At 72.3% G+C, this 17,978-nt stretch carries 18 protein-coding genes; 5 read left to right on the plus strand and 13 right to left on the minus strand.

The genetic code is table 11. The features are described 5' to 3' along the window. Positions 1–671: 671 nt before the first annotated feature. The 6 genes from QM788_RS16775 to QM788_RS16800 form a co-directional block, all read right to left on the minus strand. Complete coding sequence (locus QM788_RS16775; protein WP_415662593.1) at positions 672–1,826, minus strand: MFS transporter; 1,155 nt, start codon at positions 1,824–1,826, stop codon at positions 672–674. After that, the gene (locus QM788_RS16780; protein WP_415662594.1) at positions 1,823–3,205 is read right to left on the minus strand and encodes a DNA recombination protein RmuC; all 1,383 of its coding nucleotides are present in this window, start codon (positions 3,203–3,205) and stop codon (positions 1,823–1,825) included. The genes QM788_RS16775 and QM788_RS16780 overlap by 4 nt, the downstream gene beginning before the upstream one ends. Before the next feature lie 67 nt (positions 3,206–3,272). Then, positions 3,273–4,097 carry a hypothetical protein gene (locus QM788_RS16785; protein ID WP_415662595.1) on the minus strand — a complete coding sequence of 275 codons (825 nt, stop codon included), beginning with the start codon at positions 4,095–4,097 and terminating at the stop codon, positions 3,273–3,275. Next, a complete protein-coding gene (locus QM788_RS16790) occupies positions 4,097–5,080 on the minus strand; it encodes a 2-hydroxyacid dehydrogenase (RefSeq protein ID WP_415662596.1) in 984 nt (327 codons plus the stop codon). Before QM788_RS16790 ends, QM788_RS16785 begins: the two co-directional genes overlap by 1 nt. An 8-nt stretch (positions 5,081–5,088) precedes the next feature. Continuing rightward, the gene (locus QM788_RS16795; protein WP_415662597.1) at positions 5,089–6,414 is read right to left on the minus strand and encodes a sodium:proton antiporter; all 1,326 of its coding nucleotides are present in this window, start codon (positions 6,412–6,414) and stop codon (positions 5,089–5,091) included. Between the two features lie 43 nt (positions 6,415–6,457). Then, positions 6,458–6,901: an acyl-CoA thioesterase gene (locus tag QM788_RS16800; protein WP_415662598.1), complete on the minus strand. Its 444-nt coding sequence runs from the start codon at positions 6,899–6,901 to the stop codon at positions 6,458–6,460. A gap of 159 nt (positions 6,902–7,060) precedes the next feature. Between QM788_RS16800 and QM788_RS16805 the strand changes: the two genes are divergently transcribed. Beyond that, positions 7,061–7,615, plus strand: coding sequence for a phasin family protein (locus tag QM788_RS16805; RefSeq protein WP_415662599.1), 555 nt, complete (start codon positions 7,061–7,063; stop codon positions 7,613–7,615). A gap of 91 nt (positions 7,616–7,706) precedes the next feature. On the opposite strand, the gene QM788_RS16810 is transcribed toward QM788_RS16805, so the two are convergent. The 3 genes from QM788_RS16810 to QM788_RS16820 all read right to left on the minus strand — a co-directional run bounded on the left by QM788_RS16810 (position 7,707) and on the right by QM788_RS16820 (position 10,905). Next, entirely contained in the window at positions 7,707–8,210 is a 504-nt protein-coding gene (locus QM788_RS16810; RefSeq protein WP_415662600.1) for a DUF3016 domain-containing protein, read from the minus strand. Between the two features lie 90 nt (positions 8,211–8,300). Continuing rightward, a complete protein-coding gene (locus QM788_RS16815) occupies positions 8,301–9,512 on the minus strand; it encodes an acyl-CoA desaturase (protein ID WP_415662601.1) in 1,212 nt (403 codons plus the stop codon). Between the two features lie 130 nt (positions 9,513–9,642). Then, on the minus strand, positions 9,643–10,905 hold the full coding sequence (locus QM788_RS16820) for an RsmB/NOP family class I SAM-dependent RNA methyltransferase (RefSeq protein WP_415662602.1): 1,263 nt from the start codon (positions 10,903–10,905) through the stop codon (positions 9,643–9,645). Positions 10,906–10,940: 35 nt separating this feature from the next. Between QM788_RS16820 and QM788_RS16825 the strand changes: the two genes are divergently transcribed. Then, positions 10,941–11,591, plus strand: coding sequence for a DUF1345 domain-containing protein (locus QM788_RS16825; protein ID WP_415662603.1), 651 nt, complete (start codon positions 10,941–10,943; stop codon positions 11,589–11,591). A 16-nt stretch (positions 11,592–11,607) separates the two neighbouring features. Here QM788_RS16825 and purN read toward each other — a convergent pair whose 3' ends face one another. After that, entirely contained in the window at positions 11,608–12,243 is a 636-nt protein-coding gene (gene purN / locus QM788_RS16830; protein ID WP_415662604.1) for a phosphoribosylglycinamide formyltransferase, read from the minus strand. Between the two features lie 157 nt (positions 12,244–12,400). Here purN and trpS point away from each other — a divergent pair, with 157 nt between their 5' ends. The 3 genes from trpS to QM788_RS16845 are packed head-to-tail and all read left to right on the plus strand — an operon-like array spanning position 12,401 to position 15,149. Next, the gene (gene trpS, locus QM788_RS16835; protein ID WP_415662605.1) at positions 12,401–13,402 is read left to right on the plus strand and encodes a tryptophan--tRNA ligase; all 1,002 of its coding nucleotides are present in this window, start codon (positions 12,401–12,403) and stop codon (positions 13,400–13,402) included. Continuing rightward, positions 13,399–13,809: a DUF3717 domain-containing protein gene (locus QM788_RS16840; RefSeq protein WP_415662606.1), complete on the plus strand. Its 411-nt coding sequence runs from the start codon at positions 13,399–13,401 to the stop codon at positions 13,807–13,809. The genes trpS and QM788_RS16840 overlap by 4 nt, the downstream gene beginning before the upstream one ends. Then, positions 13,806–15,149: an MATE family efflux transporter gene (locus tag QM788_RS16845; protein ID WP_415662607.1), complete on the plus strand. Its 1,344-nt coding sequence runs from the start codon at positions 13,806–13,808 to the stop codon at positions 15,147–15,149. Before QM788_RS16840 ends, QM788_RS16845 begins: the two co-directional genes overlap by 4 nt. A gap of 11 nt (positions 15,150–15,160) precedes the next feature. On the opposite strand, the gene QM788_RS16850 is transcribed toward QM788_RS16845, so the two are convergent. From QM788_RS16850 to QM788_RS16860, 3 genes are all read right to left on the minus strand, one after another. Continuing rightward, positions 15,161–16,546, minus strand: a complete 1,386-nt coding sequence (locus QM788_RS16850; RefSeq protein ID WP_415662608.1) for an ATP-binding protein — start codon at positions 16,544–16,546, stop codon at positions 15,161–15,163. A 24-nt stretch (positions 16,547–16,570) separates the two neighbouring features. Continuing rightward, positions 16,571–17,287, minus strand: a complete 717-nt coding sequence (locus QM788_RS16855; RefSeq protein WP_415662609.1) for a response regulator — start codon at positions 17,285–17,287, stop codon at positions 16,571–16,573. A gap of 91 nt (positions 17,288–17,378) precedes the next feature. Further along, the gene (locus tag QM788_RS16860; protein WP_415662610.1) at positions 17,379–17,927 is read right to left on the minus strand and encodes a Spy/CpxP family protein refolding chaperone; all 549 of its coding nucleotides are present in this window, start codon (positions 17,925–17,927) and stop codon (positions 17,379–17,381) included. Between the last annotated feature and the right edge of the window lie 51 nt (positions 17,928–17,978).

The raw sequence follows: 17,978 nt of genomic DNA on the forward strand, positions 1-17,978 counted from the left end.
GCCTTACGTCGACCAAAATTTGCATCCACACCGCCTTTGCTGGTAGCGTATACAGCGTCAATTGGAAATCCAGTTGGCACAGCCGACGGATCACTGAGAAATGTCTTCTCGAAACACCAAGTTGTTGATCTGCAAGGGCGTGGGATACAGGTTAGGCGAAGGCACGGCGTACCTCCTCCTCTCCACCAAACGATCCCAAGTCCTTGTTTTTCAAGGACTTTATTTTTCGGGTCGAGCAACTTAGATGTGAAGTCCAAATTCAACATCCAAGTCATGCGTCGAGATGGACCTTTTTGGACCCGAAATCTTGGTGGCAGGCGCGGCCTCCGCACGATCATCGCAAGCCTCCCGCACCGAGTCGCTGTCCCTTCCCCGTCCGGCGCCACATCGCCGTGTCGGTTCGCGCCCGACCTCAACGAGGCCCGCGCCGAAAAGCTGGCCCTCAACCTGCTACTGGCGCGTCGCGCGCCGGAGCGGACGCTGTTCCTGCTGCGCGGGGTGGGATGGGCGGACTGATGTCGGGGACGGTGCGCGTTCGATCCCGTGTTCGCGAATCGAACCGCAAACCGTTTGACGAGATGGGTTCAGGGTTCCGATAGAACTTGCCCCCACCCAGAAGGGTTGCCTCCGAAAGGTCGCAACCCTTGTTTTTTGCCGGTCCGCCCTGCCCGCTACAGCTTCCTCGCCGGCCACTGCGCCGCCAGCAGCGCCGCGGCCATCACCCACATGGGTGCGGCCAGCGCGGTGGCGGCAGCGAGCATGCCGAAGCCTGCGGGCATGCCCACGGTGGCGCCGTTGATGGTCAGCATGCGCAGGCCCAGCGCCTGGCCGTGGCGCTCCGGCGGCGTGGCGCGGTGCAGCATGGCCAGCACCATGGGCTGCACCGAGCCCAGCGCCACGCCCAGCAGCGCCGAGCCGCACATCAGGCCCGCAGTGCCGGGCAGCCAGGCGTAGGCGATGAAGGTGAGCGTGGCCAGCACCATCGCGCTGCGCAGCGCGCGGGCCTCGTCGAGGTCGTCGGCGAAGCGCACGATGGCCAGCCGCACCACGGTGGCCGCCGCGGCGAAGCTGCCCAGCACCAGGCCGATGCTGGCCGCCGACAGCCCGCGCGCATGGCCCACCACGGGCACGACGAAGCTGTGCGCGTCCCAGCCGGCCGACAGCGCCAGGTTGACGACCAGCAGCCGCCGGTACATGGGCAGGCGGAACAGGTCCCAGGCCGGCGGCTCGCGGAAGCTCTTGGTGTAGACCTGGGGCGGGTTGCGCGGCACGCGGCGCGCCAGCGCCCAGGCCAGCAGCGGCAGCAGCGCGGCGAAGGCGAATCCCGCGGTCATGCCGACGTGGTCGATCAGCAGGCCGGCGATGACCGGCGACAGCGCGTTGGACAGCGCCGGGCCCAGCGCCATCCAGCTGAAGATCTTCTTCAGCTCGCCGGGCTGCTCGGCCATCAGGCCCGCCTCGCGCTGCAGCGCGACGGCGACCACGGCCACCGCGCCGCCGCACAGCAGGCAGCCGGTGGCGATGGCCCATAGCCGCGGCAGCAGCAGCGCCAGCAGCGCGCCGGCGAAGGCCAGCGCCACGCCGATGCCCACCGGGCGGTGGAAGCCGTGGCGGTCGGCCAGCCGGCCGGCCCACAGCGACAGCACGATGGGCGCCACCGCGAACAGGCTCAGCAGCAGGCCCACCGACGCCTCGCCATGGCCCTGCTGCAGCACCCACAGGCTGGCGGTGACGCGCGTGGTGGCCATGCAGGCGTGCACGCAGATCATCGTGGCGATCAGCCACGGAAAGGCGGCGCGCAGGTGGCGCGGCGGCGCCGCGCTCACGCGTCCTCCCCGCCCCGGCCGAGGCGCAGCAGCTGCTGCGCCGTGTCGTCCGGCAGCGCCTCCACGCCCTTGAGCTTGCGCGTCATCGCGCGCGTGCGTACCTCGGCGGCGTCGAGCGTGTTGCCGGCCTCCTCCAGCTTCTTCTTGGCCTTGGCCAGCACGTCGCCGAACTTGCCGAACTCGGTCTTCACGGCGCCCAGCACTTCCCAGACCTCGGCGCTGCGCTTCTCCAGCGCCAGCGTGCGGAAGCCCATCTGCAGGCTGCTCAGCGTGGCCAGCAGCGTGGTGGGGCCGCACAGCATCACCTTGTGCTCGCGCTGCAGGCCCTCCAGCAGGCCGGGGCGGCGCAGCGCCTCGGCGTACAGGCCTTCGGTCGGCACGAACAGGATGGCGAAATCGGTGGTGTGCGGCGGGCCGATGTACTTGTCGCGGATGGTCCTGGCCTCCAGCCGCAGCCGGTTCTCGATGGCCTTGGCCGACGCCTCGGCCGCGGGCGCGTCGGCGCGCTCCTGCGCGTCCAGCAGGCGCTCGTAGTCCTCGCGCGGGAACTTGGCGTCGATGGGCAGCCACAGCGGCGGGCCGCCCGCGCCGTCGTCCCGGCGCTGGCCGGGCAGCGCGATCGCGAACTCCACCCGCTCGCTGGAGCCAGGCAGCACCGCCACGTTGGCGGCGTACTGCTCGGCGGTGAACACCTGCTCCAGCAGGCCGGCCAGCTGCACCTCGCCGAACACGCCGCGCGTCTTCACATTGGTCAGCACGCGGTTCAGCGAACCCACGTCGCGCGCCAGGCTCTGCATCTCGCCCAGGCCCTTGTGCACCTGCTCCAGCCGCTCGGCCACCTGCTTGAAGCTCTCGCCCAGGCGCTGCTCCAGCGTGGCGTGCAGCTTCTCGTCCACGGTGGCGCGCATCTGCTCGAGCTTGCGCTCGTTGTCCTGCTGGATGCTGGCCAGGCGCTGCTCGACGGTGTGGCGCAGCTCGCTCAGGCGCTGCTCGTTGCCCAGCGACATGGCCTGCAGCTGCTGGCGCATCGCGTCGGCCAGGCGCTGCGTGGCCTCCACCTGCGCCTGGGCGATGCGCTGGGCGGCGGCGTCCTGCGCCTCGCGCGCGGCCAGCGACTGCGCGGCCAGCGACTGGTTGCTGCCCTGCAGCCCCTGCGCCAGCACCTGCTGGAACTGCGCCAGCCCCTGCATCAGCTCCTGCCGCGTGCCGCTGGCGCTGCGGCCCAGCTCGTCGCGCAGCTCGCGCTCCAGGCGCTCGCTGCTCTGCTGCACCTGCTCGGGCGACGCCGCAGCCTGCGGCCTCGAACGCGCCCAGATCAACACCAGCACCACCAACACCCCGGCCAGCAGGCCCAGCAGCAACATGTCGAACAGGCTCATGGCGGCGATTGTCTCCGGCCCGGTCGCGGCCTGCGGCCAGCGGCGCCGCGCGCCGGGCCGGCGGGGCCTATGGCGCGACCAGCGCCGCCACCGCCTTGGGCAGCTCGGCCTCGATCAGCGCCTCCAGCGCCTGCACGCGCTGCTCGGGCGAGGTGGCGGCCCAGGGGTTGGCGGCGGCCTCGCGGGCCACGGCCAGGCGGCTGGCGACGGCCAGCGACTGCTCGCGCTTGAGCCGCAGGTCGTCCAGGTCGACCAGGGCCACGCGGACGGACAGGTAGGGCGCGAACACCGGCAGCCCGGCCTGGCCGTCGAAGCCGATCTGGCCGCCGGGCCGCTGGTCCAGCACGAAGCCGGGGCCTTCCAGGCTGGCGAGGATGGGCGCCGGCAGCGCCGCGGCCAGGTCCGGCGCCTGGCGGCTGCGCGTGACCAGCAGCAGCCGCGCCGCACCGCCGGAGCGCACGGCAGCGGCGAGGTTGCCGGGCAGCGCCAGCTTGCCGTCGACGAACAGCGCGGCCGGGTCGCCGTAGAGGCTGCGCGTGGACGAGGTGTAGAGCTTGACCTCGCGCTTGCCGTCGCCGGCCTTGAGGGCCTGGTTCAGCGCCTGCAGCACCGCGTTGTCCAGGCCGCCGGCGGGCGCGGCCTTCCATTCGCCGGTCTGCACCGTGTCGCCGCGCGCGGGCGTCAGGCTCAGCAGCTGCACGTTGTCGCCCAGCAGGGACAGCGCGGCGAACTTGTTGGGATCGCGCGGCGCGTTCTCGTCCATCGGCACGGCGGAGGCGGCCGACGCGGCCGCGGGTGGCGGCGGCGGTGGCTTGGGCCCGCCCTGGGGCCGGGGTGGCTGGGCCAGGGCCAGCGCGGGAACGAGCGCGAGGACGTACAGCAGGCGTTTCATCACAGGGGCAGGACTTCGGGGTTCAGCGGGGTCGGGGGCGTCGCGCCGGTCAGCGCGGCGACGAGATTGTCGGCCGCCAGCCGCGCCATCGCGTGGCGGGTGGGCAGCGTGGCGCTGGCGATGTGCGGCGTCAGCACGACGTTGGGCAGCGCCAGCAGCGCGGGGTTGACCCGGGGCTCGCCCTCGAACACGTCCAGCCCCGCGGCGGCGATGCGCCGCTCGCGCAGCGCGGCGGCCAGCGCGTCCTCGTCGACGATGCCGCCGCGCGCGATGTTGATCAGCGTGGCGGTGGGCTTCATCCGCGCGAGCTCGGCGGCGGCGATGCAGTGGTGCGCCTCGGCGGAGTACGGCAGCACGAGCACCAGGTGGTCGGCCTCGCGCAGCAGCTCGTCCTTGCCGACGTAGCGCGCGCCCAGCGCGGCCTCGGTGTCGGCCGGCAGCCGCGAGCGGTTGTGGTAGATCACGCGCATGCCGAAGCCGAAGCGCCCGCGCCGCGCCAGGGCCTGGCCGATGCGGCCCATGCCGAGGATGGCCAGCGTGCTGCCATGCACCTCGGCGCCGGCCAGGAAGTCCCAGGACCAGCTCTTCCAGCCGCCGTCACGCAGCAGCCGCTCGCCCTCGGCCATGCGCCGGGCCGTGGCCATCAGCAGCGCGAAGCCGAAGTCGGCGGTGGTCTCGGTCAGCACGTCCGGCGTGTTGGTGACGAGCACGCCGCGCGCGGTGCAGGCCGCCAGGTCGATGTGGTTGTGGCCGACGGTCATCGTGCAGACGGCCTTCAGGTCCGGGCAGGCGGCCAGCAGCTCGGCGCCGATGCGCTCGGTGCCGGTGACGAAGGCGCCGGCCTTGCCCTGCAGGCGCGCGCGCAGTTCGTCGGCGCCGAGCGGGGACTCGCCGTCGTGCCGGTCCAGCTCGAAATGGGCGGCCAGCTGCGCCAGCACCTCGGCCGGCGCGCGCCGGGCCACGAGCACCTTGGGTTTCGTCATTGCATTCGTCATTGCATCCATCTCCACGACACCAGGAACAACAGCGGCAGCAGCACCGCACCGGACCACAGCAGATAGCCGCCGAAGCCGGGCATCCGCACGCCCCGCTCCTCGGCGATCGCCTTGACCATGAAGTTGGGCGCGTTGCCGATGTAGGTCATCGCGCCCATGAAGACGGCGCCGCCCGAGATCGCGGCCAGCACCGGCGCGCCCTCGCCCATCAGCCGCTGCGCGTCGCCGCCGGCCAGGTGGAAGAAGGCGAGGTAGGTGGGCGCGTTGTCCAGCACCGACGACAGCCCGCCGGTCAGCCAGAAGTAGGCGGCCGGCGAGTCCAGCCGCGCCACCAACGGCGCGAACACGCCGGCCGGGCCGGCCTGGAGCATGGCGATGACCGGCGCCATCGTCAGGAAGATGGCGATGAACAGCTTGGCCACCTCCTGCATCGGCACCCACGAGAACTGGTTCTTCGCGCGCACGCCGGCCGGCGTCAGCCACAGCGACGCGGCGGCCACGCCCAGCAGGCCCCCGTCGCGCACCAGCGCCTGCAGCGGCAGCGGCGTGCCCCACAGGTCGAACTCGATGCCGGGCCGCCAGGTGCCGCTCATCAGCACCAGCGCGATGGCCGCGGCCAGCGGCAGCAGGTTGATGGCGCCCTCCAGGCCGATGCCGGAGGTGTCGGGCGTCGGATCCAGCGGCGTGACGCCTTCCCTGCGGTACAGCCAGGTGTCGAGAGCCCAGAACACGGCCAGCAGCGCGCCCAGCAGGAACAGCGTCTCGGGCAGCAGGTGGCGCGCCGTCCAGAAGAAGTCCACGCCCTGCAGGAAGCCCAGGAACAGCGGCGGGTCGCCCAGCGGCGTCAGCGCCCCGCCCACGTTGCCGACGATGAAGATGAAGAACACCACGACGTGGGCGTTGTGGCGGCGGTTGTCGTTGGCGCGGATCAGCGGGCGGATCAGCAGCATCGACGCGCCCGTCGTGCCCATGACGCTGGCCAGCGCCGCGCCCAGCGCCATCAACCCCGCGTTGAGCGCCGGCCGCCCATGCAGGTTGCCGCGGATGTAGATGCCGCCGGCCGTGGTGTACAGCGCGCCCAGCAGCAGCGTGAACGGCAGGTACTCCGCCACCAGCGTGTGCACCAGCACGCCGCCGGTCGCGGCCGCGCCGAAGTTCAGCGCGAACGGCAACCCCAGCAGCAGCGTCCAGGCCGCGGCGATCTTGCCGGCATGGTGGTGCCACACCGCGGGCGCGGCCAGCGGCATGACGGCGATGGACAGCAGCAGGCCCGCGAACGGCAGGGCCCAGGCCAGGCCCAGCGCGGCGCCGGGCAGCGTCATGCGCAGCCCCGGGCGAACGGGACACCGCCCCCCGGCGCGGCGCTCATCGCGTCAGCGCCTGCAGGGCGCGCAGGTAGGCGGCGGGCAGTTCGGCCACCGGGCGGCGGCTGGCGCTGTCCACGTAGACATGCACGAAATGCCCCCGCGCGGCGCAGGCGGGCGCGCCCTCGGCGAACAGCCCGATCTCGTAGCGCACGCTGGAGCGGCCCTGCCGGGCCACGCGCACGCCGGCCTCGATGCGCTGCGGGAAGGCCAGCGACTCGAAGAAGTTGCAGTGCGTCTCCACCACCAGGCCGATCACCGCGCCGCCGTGGATGTCCAGCGCGCCGGCCTCGATCAGCAGGCTGTTCACCGCCGTGTCGAACAGGCTGTAGTAGACGACGTTGTTCAGGTGGCCGTAGACGTCGTTGTCCATCCAGCGCGTCGTCAGCGGGACGAAGCGGGGGTAGGCGTCGCGGGTGTCGGGTTGCGGGCGCGGGTCGGTCATGCGGGCATTCTTCCATGCGGCGCCGGGGCGCGGCCCGCGGCTTTGCTGCAGTGCACAAAAAGTTCTTGCATTCCGCCGCGCAGCCCCTATCATTCGAATCATGTTGCAGTGCAGCAAAAGCACGGCAAACGGTTTTGAACCCTGGAATCGGAGATCCCCATGCTGACCGCTGAACAAATCCTCGCCGCCCACAAGGCCAACGTCGAAACCCTCTTCGGCCTGACGAACAAGGCCTTCGAAGGCATCGAGAAGCTCGTCGAGCTGAACCTGCAGGTCGCCAAGACGGCGCTGAGCGAAGCCGCCGACCACACCGCCGCCGCGCTGTCGGTGAAGGACGCGCAAGAGCTGCTGTCCCTGCAGGCCGCGCTGCTGCAGCCGTCCGCCGAGAAGGCCGCCTCCTACAGCCGCCACCTCTACGACATCGCCTCCAGCACCAGCGCCGAAGTGGCCAAGGCCGCCGAAGCCCAGTTCGCCGACGTGCAGAAGAAATTCACCGCCGTGGTGGACAACGCCGCCAAGAACGCCCCGGCCGGCAGCGAGAACGCCGTCGCGCTGGTGAAGTCGGCCGTGGCCGCCGCGAACAACGCGTTCGAATCGGTGCAGAAGGCCACCAAGCAGGCCGTCGAAATGGCCGAAGCCAACTTCCAGGCCGCCACGTCGCAAGCCGTGAAGGCCTCGCAGACGACCACCCGCGCCAGCAAGCGCTCGGCCTGATCCGGCACCCGCCTCCCCCGAAAACCCGGCGCGAAAGCGCCGGGTTTTTTCATGGCGATCTCCTCGCCCGGGAGGCGTCCGCCTCGCCGCTTCAGCGAGGCGACGATGCCGACGCGGCGGCGGCAGTGGCCGTGCCGAACTCGGTGTCGAACCAGCGGTCGATCATGCGCTTCTCGTAGCGCAGCGGCTCGCCGCTGAAGTAGTTGTTGAAGCCGTCCTGGTAGTTCATGTCGCGCAGCACGGCCTTGCCCTGCCGCACGACCTTGCCGGTGTCGCGCACCTCGTAGTTCAGCTCGATGGACGGCGGCGTCACGGTGCGCATCACGCGCAGCCACTGGCCGCTGCGGCCCACGGGCTCGACCTCGCCGGCCAGATTGACGTCGGTGACGTCGATGCGCACGTCGCGGCCGGGCAACCGCTTCCCGGCCTGCGCCACCAGATGCGCCTCGATGTCCTTCAGCACGGACGGGTCGCGGAAGCCCTGGTTGTCCTTGATGTCCGAGAAGGTGTCGGGCTTGACGAAATTCACCTGCACGTCGGCCCGCGCGGCGGCAGCGGCGGCCAGCAGGCCCAGGGCGATCCAGCGGTACTTCATGGCATGTCTCCTCGAAACCTGCCCAAAGTCTAGGCCAGCCCATGAAAAAGGCGCCCGCAAGGGGCGCCTTTTACCTGGCCGAAACCTCGCTCAGACGTGGGCCGCGCGCAGCCGCATCGAGAACGCCTGCAGCTCGGCGATGCCGCTTTCCTCGGCGCGGCGGCACCAGGCCTGCAGGTCGGCCACCAGCTGCTCGGCGGACACGTTGGTGCGCGTCCACATCTGGCGCAGCTCTTCGCGCATGGTCACCAGCTTGTCGATGACCGGGCTGGCGGCGCGCGCATGGGCCAGGTCGCCATGGACGGCGGCGGGGATGCGCTCCTGGTCGCGGTGCAGCCAGCGTTGGGCCTGCTTGAACTGCGCGAAGCGCTCGCTGTGCTGGCCGCCTTCGGCCTTGATCTTGGCGAGCTCGGCCGCGCAGGCCGCCTTCAGGCCGCGGGCATAGGTGGCCATGACCTCGTAGCGGTTGGCGATCAGCGCCTCCAGCGTGCGGGCATCGGCCGGCTTGATCTCGCCCAGGCTCAGCTTGGGCGCCGTCTTGCGCACCTTGGCCCAGCCCAGCATCTCCAGGCCCCGGATGTACATCCAGCCGATGTCGAACTCGTAGGGCTTGACCGAGAACTTGGCCGACGTCGGGTAGGTGTGGTGGTTGTTGTGCAGTTCCTCGCCGCCGATGATCAGCGTCCAGGGCGTCAGGTTGGTCGAGGCGTCGGGCGCCTCGAAGTTGCGGTAGCCCCAGTAGTGGCCGATGCCGTTGACGACGCCGGCGGCCCAGATCGGGATCCACGCCATCTGGATGGCCCAGATGGTGGCACCGATGACGCCGAACAGCGCCACGTTGATGATCAGCATCAGCGCCACGCCCTGCCAGCTGTACTTGGTGTAGAGGTTGCGCTCGATCCAGTCGTCGGGCGTGCCGCGGCTGTACTTGGCGATGGTTTCCTGGTTCTTGGCCTCGGCGCGGTACAGCTCGGCGCCCTCGGCCAGCACCTTCTTCAGGCCGCGGGTCTGCGGGCTGTGCGGGTCTTCCTCGGTTTCGCACTTCGCGTGGTGCTTGCGGTGGATGGCGACCCATTCCTTGGTCACCATGCCGGTGGTCAGCCACAGCCAGAAGCGGAAGAAGTGCGACGGGATGGGCCCGAGGTCCAGCGCGCGGTGCGCTTGTGCGCGATGCAGGAAGATCGTCACCGATGCGATCGTGATGTGGGTCACGACCAGCGTGTAGACCACCAATTGCCAAGCGCTGAAGCCCAACAGGCCATCGGCCAGCCAGTTCATCAGTGCGTTCAGGATGTCGTTCATGCGTCCAGGACCTCGGCCGCAATGGCCATACGAAGGAACCTGAATTGTAGGGGAATCACTGCAAAAACAAGGGGTTTGCGGACGCGTCCGCGCTCGGGAGCGTGCCAATCGGCGCGGTCTTTGACCGCCGTCAAGCCGCCCGCTCCCACGCGGCGGCGAAGAACCCGTCCGTCGCATGGCGGTGGGGCCACAGCCGCAGTGCGCCGTTCTCCACCAGTTCGCCGGCCCGTTCGACCTGGGCCTTGGCCAGCGCCTCGTCCGCCGGCAGCGGCCTGAAGCCGGGATGGGCAGCGCCGAACTCCGCGGCGACCTCCTCGTTCTCGGCCTCCAGCAGGCTGCAGGTGGCGTACACCAGCCGGCCGCCCGGCTTCACCAGGCGCGCGGCGCTGGCCAGGATGGCGCGCTGCTTGGCCTGCAGCTCCGCCACCGCCTGGGGCGACTGGCGCCATTTCAGGTCCGGGTTGCGGCGCAGCGTGCCCAGGCCCGAGCAGGGCGCGTCCACCAGCACGCGGTCGATCTTGCCGGCCAGGCGCTTGATGCGCTCGTCGCGCTCGTGGGCGATCTGCGCCGGGTAGACGTTGGACAGGCCGCTGCGCGCCAGGCGCGGCTTGAGCGCATCCAACCGGTGGCCGGACACGTCGAACGCATAGAGCCGGCCGGTGTTGCGCATCGCCGCGCCCAGCGCCAGCGTCTTGCCGCCGGCGCCGGCGCAGAAGTCCACGACCATCTCGCCGCGCTTCGGCGCGAGCAGCAGCGCCAGCAGCTGACTGCCCTCGTCCTGCACCTCGACGCCGCCGCTGGTGAACACCGCAAGCTTGTTCAAGGCCGGCTTGCCGTCGATGCGCAGGCCCAGCGGCGAGTACGGCGTGGGCGCCGCCGCGATGCCGGCGGCCTGCAGCTGTGCCTGCGCCTCCTCGCGCTTGAGCTTGAGCGTGTTGACGCGCAGGTCCAGCGGCGCCGGCTCGTTCAGCACGCCGGCGAGCCGCCAGAACTCCGCCTCGCCCAGCCGCGCCAGCAGCGGCTCGGCCAGCCAGTCGGGCAGGTTGTGGCGCAGCCGGGGCTGCAGGCTCGCCGGGTCGATGGCCTGGACCTGCTGCAGCCACTGCTTCTCGGCGGGGCCGAGCGCGCCGCCGAGGAAGCTGTCGCTGCCGCGCCAGGCCAGCATGGCCAGGCGGCGGTTCAGCGGGCCGCTGCCGCTCTGCGCCAGGTTCTGGAAGCGCAGCCGCTCGCGCAGCAGCGCATAGACGGTCTCGGCCAGGCTGGCGCGTTCGCGCTGGCCGAGGTGCTTGTGGTGGCGGAAAAAGGCCGAGACGGTGGCGTCGGCCGGCGCGTCGAGCTTGTTGACGGCGGCGATCAGCTCGGCGCACAGCTCCAGCAGGGCATTAGGATGCATCGCCCCATTATCCCGGCCCCCTTCCGCCGCACCCCATGAACCTCTGGACCCAGCTGCGCCTGCGGCCCCGGCTGCTGTCGGCCATCGTCGCGGGCAGCGTGCTGGCGGCCTGCTGGCCGGGCGAACTGCCGACGGCGGCGCGGCTGCTGCTGGGCTGGGACTTCACGCTGTGGATCTACCTGCCGCTGGCGCTGTGGATGATGCTGGGCCGCGGCGGCGCGGCGGACCTGCAGCAGCGCGCCCGCCAACTGGCCGAAGGCCTGCCGGTGATGCTGCTGCTCGCCGCCGCCGGGGCGCTGGCGAGCCTGGGCGCCATCGCGCTGGAGCTGGCCCCGGCGCGCGGCGGCCAGGCCGCGGGCACGCGGGAGCTGCTGTTCGCGGTGGCGACGGTCTGCAGCTCCTGGCTGCTGCTGCCGGTGGAGTTCGGCATCGCCTACGCCAGCCTCTACCACGGCGACGGCCGCGCGGCGCATGGGCTGGAGTTCCCGGGCGACGACGGCCCGCCGGACTACGGCGACTTCCTGTACTTCTCGATCACGGTGGCGGCGACGTCGCAGACGTCGGACGTCGGCGTCAGCTCGCGGGCCATGCGCCGCCTGGTGCTGGCGCAGGCGCTGCTGGCCTTCGTCTTCAACACCGGCGTGCTGGCCTTCACGGTCAACATCCTGGCCGGACTGATCCGCTGAGCCCGGCCGCCCCGGCTCAATCCAGCAGCAGCTGCTGCGGCGCGCCGCCGCGGTGGTGCACCACCGCATCGCCGTCCCAGGCCAGCGCGTCCTCCACGCACCAGCGCACCGACTGCGGGTAGATGCGGTGCTCGGCCGCCAGCACCCGGGCGGCCAGCGCCTGCGCGTCGTCGCCCGGCTGCACCGGCACCACGGCCTGCATGACGATGGCGCCGTGGTCCAGCTCGGCGGTGACGAAATGCACCGTCACCCCGGCCACCTTGCAGCCCATCGCCAGCGCCCGCTCGTGGGTGTGCAGGCCCGTGAACGCGGGCAGCAGCGACGGGTGGATGTTGAGCATGCGGCGCGCATAGCGGGCGGTGAAGCCGGGCGTCAGGATGCGCATGAAGCCGGCCAGCACGACCAGGTCGGGCGAGAAGCCGTCGACGACCCGGGCCAGCTCGGCGTCGAAGGCCTCGCGGCTGCCGTAGGCCTTGTGGTCGACGACCGCGGTGGCGATGCCGCGCGCGGCGGCGAAGGCCAGGCCGGCCGCGTCGGGCCGGTTGCTGACGACGGCGGCCACCGTCGCCGGCCAGCCCTCGGCGGCACAGGCCTGGACGATGGCCTCCATGTTGGAGCCCCGCCCGGAAATCAGGATCACCAGCCTTTTCATCGCCGGGCCGCCCCCGGATGAAAAACGCCCCTCGCGGGGGCAGGGGCCGCACGGGGTGCGGGCGCGGGAAAGCCAGGGTGCGTCATGGGGAGGCAGTTTAGGGCTGCAATCCCCGGCATCCGGCACCGCCGAGGGCTTGGACGACAATCCGCGCCCCATGTCCATCCCTGCCCCCGCCCGCCCGCGCGTCCTGTCGGGCATGCGTCCCACCGGCGCCCTGCACCTCGGCCACTTCCACGGCGCCCTGAAGAACTGGGTGCGGCTGCAAGACACGCACGAGGGCTTCTTCTTCGTCGCCGACTGGCATGCGCTGACCACGCAGCGCCCCAGCGGCGAGGCGCTGGCGCGCCATGTCTACGAGATGGTCACCGACTGGCTGGCCGCCGGCATCGACCCCGAGCGCTGCACCCTCTTCCTGCAAAGCCGCATGCCCGAGCACGCCGAGCTGTTCACGCTGCTGGCCATGTGCACGCCGTCCAGCTGGCTGGCGCGCATGCCCAGCTACCGGGAGCAGGTGGCCGCCGACCCGGAACTGGCCACCTACGGCTTCCTCGGCTACCCGCTGCTGCAGGCAGCCGACATCCTGCTCTACAAGCCCGCCGGCGTGCCCGTGGGCGAGGACCAGGCCGCCCACGTCGAGGTCACGCGCGAGGTGGCGCGGCGCTTCAACCGCGTCTACGCCGGGAACGCGCCCGTGTTCGCCGAGCCGCAGGCGCTGCTGACCGAGACCGCCCGCGTGCCCGGGCTGGACGGCCGCAAGATGAGCAAGAGCGCGGACAACGCCATCGCGATGCGCGACGCCCCCGAGGCCACCGCCGCCAAGATCCGCACCATGCCCACCGACCCGCAGCGCGCGCGCCGCAGCGACCCGGGCGACCCGGCGCGCTGCCCGGTGTGGCCGCTGCACCGGATCTACAGCGACGCCGCCACCCTCGCCGCCTGCGACGCCGGCTGCCGCAGCGCGGCCATCGGCTGCCTGGACTGCAAGCAGCCGCTGATCGAGGCCGTCCAGCGCGAACAGGCGCCCTGGCGCGAACGCGCCGCGGCGCTGGACCCGCGCCAGGTGCAGTGGACGCTGGAGGTGGGCACCGAGCGCGCCCGCGCCGTCGCGCGCAAGACGCTGCGCGAGGTCCGCGCGGCAATGGGGCTGGTCGCTTGACTCCCGAAAGCATCCATGTCACCGACCTCGAGGCCGCCATCAACTGGTGGCGCGAGCGTTCGCCGTCGCCGGACGGTATCAGCGCCGCGCCCGAGGTGCGCGCGCTCGCCGAGGCCTATGCGCTGCTGGCCTGGCGCCGCGCCAGCGAGATCGGCGTCGACGCGCTGAGTGACCGCGCGCTGGGCGCCTGGCTGGCCTGGTACGAGACCACGCCGGACTCGCCCTGCATCGCCATCTGCTCCACCGCCCAGGGCGACCCCGTCTGCAAGGGCTGCGGCCGCAGCTTCGACGAGGTCCAGCACTGGCCGGCGCTGGACCCGTTCGAGAAGCGCCTGGTCTGGGCGCGCATCACGCACGAGGCCACGGCCTGGCGTTTCAACCGCTACGCCGAGAGGGCCTCGCCATGAGCCGGATCCGCTTCGCCGACAGCGTGCGCCGCCTGGTGCCGCTGGCCTGGCCGGTGCTCGTCGGCCAGCTCGCCGTGATGATGTTCAGCACGGTGGACACGCTGATGATGGGCCGCGTCGGCCCGCAGGACCTGGCCGCGCTGGCCGTGGGCTCGGCGGCCTATGTGTCCATCTTCGTCGGCCTGATGGGCGTGGTGCTGGCCATCGGCCCCATCGCCGGGCGGCAGTTCGGCGCCGGCGACCTGCCCGCCGCCGGCCGCAGCTTCGTGCAGGCGCAGTGGCTGGCCGTGCTGCTGTGCGTCCCGGGCTGCCTGGCGCTGTGGTTCCCCGACCCCTTCATCTGGCTCGCCGAGCTCGACGCCACCCAGGCCGCCAAGGTGCGCGCCTACACCCGCCCCGAGGCCTTCGCGCTGCCGGCGGCGCTGCTGTTCAGCGCCTTCCGCGGCTTCGCCACGGCCGTGAGCCGGCCCAAGGCCGTCATGGCCATGCAGCTCACCGGGCTGGCCGCCAAGGTGCCGCTGAACGCGCTGCTGGTATTCGGCTGGGGCCCGCTGCCGGCGCTGGGCGTGGCCGGCTGCGGCTGGGCCACCGCGATCGCGATGGGCGCGCAGGCGCTGGCGGCGCTGTGGCTGCTGCGGCGCGACGCCTTCTACCGGCCCTTCCGCATCCCCGCGCTGTGGCAGGTGCGGCCCGACGGCGCGGCGCTCTGGGGCCTGGTGCGCCTGGGCCTGCCGATGGGCGGCTCCATCCTGGTCGAGGTGACCGGCTTCACCTTCATGGCCTTCTTCATCGCCCGGCTGGGCGCCACGCCGGTGGCCGGGCACCAGATCGCCGTCAACCTGGTGGCGATGATGTTCATGATCGCGCTCGCACTGGCCATGGCCGCGCTGACGCTGGTGGCCCAGCACCTGGGCGCGGGCGAGCGGCGCGAGGCGCGCACCGTCGGCCGGCATGCGATGGTGCTGGCGGCCCTGGTGGCGGCCACGGTGGGCGCCGCCGTCGCGCTGGCGCGCGAGCCCATCGTGGCGCTCTACACGGCCAATCCCGAGGCCGCCGCCGCGGCGCTGCCGCTGCTGGTGTGGGTCTGGTTCTTCCACCTCGGCGACGCGCTGCAGACGGTGGCGGCCCACCTGCTGCGCGCCTACCACGTGGCGACGCTGCCGATGGTCATCTACGTCATCGCGCTGTGGGGCCTGGGCATCGGCGGCGGCTATGTCCTCGCCTTCGGCCCGCACGGCGTCGGCGCCGTGGGCTTCTGGCAGGCGGCCACGGCCGGGCTACTGGCCGCCGCGCTGCTGCTCGGGCTGCTGCTCAAGCGGGTGTTCGACGCGAACCGCTAGCGCGGGCGCGGTCAGCGCCCCCGCGCCGGCAGGAACAGCACGAAGCGGCTGCCGCCGCCGTCCCGGGCCAGGCAGCGCACGCTGCCGCCGTGGCGCTCGGCGATCTGCTTGACCAGGCTCAGCCCCAGGCCCACGCCGCCGGCCATCTCGGCATGGCCGGGCAGGCGGTAGAAGGGCTCGAAGATGCGCTCGCGCAGCGCGGCCGGCACGCCGCCGCCGCGGTCGGCCACCTCGTATTCGTAGCCGCCGGCCACCGGGCGCAGCGCCAGCTCCACGTCCGGCCCGCCGTAGCGGCGCGCGTTCTCCAGCAGGTTGCGCAGCGCGCGGCGCAGCAGGCGTTCCTGGCCGTCCAGGCGGGCGGACTCCGTGCCGGGCTCGAACGCGGCGCCGGCGTGCGCGGCCTCCTCGGCGCCCAGGCCCAGCAGGTCCACCGGCGCGCTTTCGTCCACCGCGCTGCCGGCCTCCAGCCGGCTGGCCAGCAGCACCTCCTCGACCAGCGTGTCCAGTTCGGCGATGTTGACGTCGATCTCGCGCACCAGCCGTTCGCGCTGGGCGGGCGCGGCCTCGTCCAACATGGCGAAGGCCATCTTCAGCCGCGCCAGCGGCGAGCGCAGCTCATGGCTGGCGTTGGCCAGCAGCGTCTGGTGCGAGCGCAGCAGCGTCTCGATGCGCGCGGCGGCCTGGTTGAAGCTGGCCGCCACCGCGGCCACCTCGTCGCGGCCGCTGTCGTCCACGCGGTGGGCCAGCTGGCCGGCGCCGAACTGCTCGACGCCGCGCTTGAGCGCCTCCAGCCGGCGCGTCAGCCGGCGCACCACCGGGTAGGCGCCGGCAGCCACGCCGACGAACAGCAGCAGCAGCACGACGGCCAGCGTCGACACGCCCGGCGCGCCGGGCGACACCGGGCGGCGCAGCCACGGGCCGGTCCAGGGGCCTTCATCGGCGCGCGGCGAGCGCGCCGCCCGCGCACCCGGCCTGCCGCCGGCGTCCGGCGCGGCGCCGGCCTGCGGGCCGGGCGGGCGCACGGTGCGCACCATCTCCAGGCTGCGCCCGTCGCCCAGGCTGGCGGTGATGATGATGGCGCCCGCGTCGTCCATCCGGCGCAGGAACATCGGCGTCGCGCCGATGCGCCGGCCGTCCGTGTCCTCCAGCGCCAGCGGCATGCGCAGGCGCTGCGCCCAGTCGGCGAACACCTCGGCCTGCGCGGCGCGCGGCGCCGTGGGCGGCGGCAGCGCCAGCCTCAGCAGTTCGGCCATCGCGTTCAGCCGCTCGCTGGCGGCCACCTCGACGTTGCCGCGCTCTTCCTCGATGTGGCGCTGGAACAGCCAGGCCGAGCCGAACGCGAACGCCAGCAGCAGCGCCACCAGCGTCAGGTAGATGCGGACGTAGAGCGACTTCATCGCGCGTGCTGCGGGCGGCCGCCGTCAGGCGACGTCGGCGTCCGCATCCTGCTTGCGCGCGAACACGTAGCCGGCGCCGCGCACGGTCAGCACGCGGCGGGGGGTCTTGGGGTCGTCCTCGATGACGGCGCGGATGCGCGAGATGTGGACGTCGATGGAGCGGTCGAAGGCCTCCAGCGGATGGCCCTTGAGCGCGTCCATGATCTGGTCGCGCGACAGCACGCGGCCGGGGCTTTGCGCCAGCACGACGAGCAGGTCGAACTGGTGGCTGGTGAGGTCGCAGATCCTGCCGCCGAGCCGCGCCACGCGGGCCGCGAGGTCGATCTCCAGGCGGCCGAAGCTCAGCACCTCGTCGCCGTCGGAGCGGGGCTCCAGCCGGCGCAGCAGGGCCTTGATGCGGGCCTGCAGCTCGCGCGGCTCGAAGGGCTTGGCGAGGTAGTCGTCGGCGCCCAGCTCCAGGCCGAGGATGCGGTCCATGGGCTCGCCGCGGGCCGACAGCATCAGCACCGGCTGGTGGCGCCAGCGCGTGTCGCCGCGCAGCCAGCGGCAGAAGTCCAGCCCGTCGCCGTCGGGCAGCATCAGGTCCAGCACGATCAGCTCGAAGCGGCCGTGGGCGAGCGCGTCGCGGGCGGCCGCGAGGCTGCCGGCGGTGCTCACCTCGAAGCCGGCCGCGCGCAGGTAGTCGCCCACCATGCCGGTCAGGCGGGCGTCGTCGTCGATCAACAGCAGTCGGGCACTCATCGGGGGTATCGGCGGGGTCAGCGGGAGCCGGCGCGCGGACGCGCCGGCAGGTCGGGACGCAAGCATCGCAGAACGGCGCGCCGGCGAGGCCTCAGCCCTTGTGGTCGGCGTGCTTGCGGGCGTCCTTGCGGTCGCCGTCCTTGCGGGCGTTCTGGCGCGCGTCCATGCGGGCCTGGCGCTTCTTCATCACGTCGGCGACCCGGGCGCGCTGCTCGGCCGTCAGCACGCGGGCCGCGTCGATGCGGGCCTGGCTCAGGCGCTTGGAGGCGGCGTCGTGCTGGGCGCTCATCTGCGCGCGCGTGGCCTCGATGGCGGCAGCGTCGAGGGTGGGCGCGGCCAGCAGCGCGGCCATCTGCTCATGCAGCTTGCGGCCGGCGTCGCGCTGGCCGGCGAGATCCTGGCGCGCGGCCTTGAAGATCGCGGCGATCTGGCTGCGCTGGGCGTCGCTCGCGTTGGCGACGTCGAGCATGTAGTCCAGCCGGGCGTCATGCCCGAAGCCGCGCTCCATCATCGCCGACGGGCCGCCCCGGCCAGGGCCGCCATGGCCGCCCGGCTGGGCATGCGCCGCCACGCCGGCGACGGCCAGCGCGGCCGCCACGGTGCCGACGCGCAACAGGTTCTGGATCTGGAAGGCTTTCATCACGGGTCTCCTGGAACGAAGGGGGTGATGGGTATCTTCCAGCGGGCCTGT

The sequence above is a fragment of the Roseateles sp. genome (genome assembly GCF_047654785.1).
Classification (GTDB): Bacteria; Pseudomonadota; Gammaproteobacteria; order Burkholderiales; family Burkholderiaceae_C; genus Pelomonas.

Excerpts from the sequence above, each read along its gene's own strand:
- QM788_RS16780 (WP_415662594.1), bottom strand. The coding sequence starts at position 3,205 with ATGAGCCTGTTCGACATGTTGCTGCTGGGCCTGCTGGCCGGGGTGTTG.
- QM788_RS16785 (WP_415662595.1), bottom strand. The coding sequence starts at position 4,097 with ATGAAACGCCTGCTGTACGTCCTCGCGCTCGTTCCCGCGCTGGCCCTG.
- QM788_RS16790 (WP_415662596.1), bottom strand. The coding sequence starts at position 5,080 with ATGACGAAACCCAAGGTGCTCGTGGCCCGGCGCGCGCCGGCCGAGGTG.
- QM788_RS16795 (WP_415662597.1), bottom strand. The coding sequence starts at position 6,414 with ATGACGCTGCCCGGCGCCGCGCTGGGCCTGGCCTGGGCCCTGCCGTTC.
- QM788_RS16800 (WP_415662598.1), bottom strand. The coding sequence starts at position 6,901 with ATGACCGACCCGCGCCCGCAACCCGACACCCGCGACGCCTACCCCCGC.
- QM788_RS16805 (WP_415662599.1), top strand. The coding sequence starts at position 7,061 with ATGCTGACCGCTGAACAAATCCTCGCCGCCCACAAGGCCAACGTCGAA.
- QM788_RS16810 (WP_415662600.1), bottom strand. The coding sequence starts at position 8,210 with ATGAAGTACCGCTGGATCGCCCTGGGCCTGCTGGCCGCCGCTGCCGCC.
- QM788_RS16815 (WP_415662601.1), bottom strand. The coding sequence starts at position 9,512 with ATGAACGACATCCTGAACGCACTGATGAACTGGCTGGCCGATGGCCTG.
- QM788_RS16820 (WP_415662602.1), bottom strand. The coding sequence starts at position 10,905 with ATGCATCCTAATGCCCTGCTGGAGCTGTGCGCCGAGCTGATCGCCGCC.
- QM788_RS16825 (WP_415662603.1), top strand. The coding sequence starts at position 10,941 with ATGAACCTCTGGACCCAGCTGCGCCTGCGGCCCCGGCTGCTGTCGGCC.
- purN (WP_415662604.1), bottom strand. The coding sequence starts at position 12,243 with ATGAAAAGGCTGGTGATCCTGATTTCCGGGCGGGGCTCCAACATGGAG.
- trpS (WP_415662605.1), top strand. The coding sequence starts at position 12,401 with ATGTCCATCCCTGCCCCCGCCCGCCCGCGCGTCCTGTCGGGCATGCGT.
- QM788_RS16845 (WP_415662607.1), top strand. The coding sequence starts at position 13,806 with ATGAGCCGGATCCGCTTCGCCGACAGCGTGCGCCGCCTGGTGCCGCTG.
- QM788_RS16850 (WP_415662608.1), bottom strand. The coding sequence starts at position 16,546 with ATGAAGTCGCTCTACGTCCGCATCTACCTGACGCTGGTGGCGCTGCTG.
- QM788_RS16855 (WP_415662609.1), bottom strand. The coding sequence starts at position 17,287 with ATGAGTGCCCGACTGCTGTTGATCGACGACGACGCCCGCCTGACCGGC.
- QM788_RS16860 (WP_415662610.1), bottom strand. The coding sequence starts at position 17,927 with ATGAAAGCCTTCCAGATCCAGAACCTGTTGCGCGTCGGCACCGTGGCG.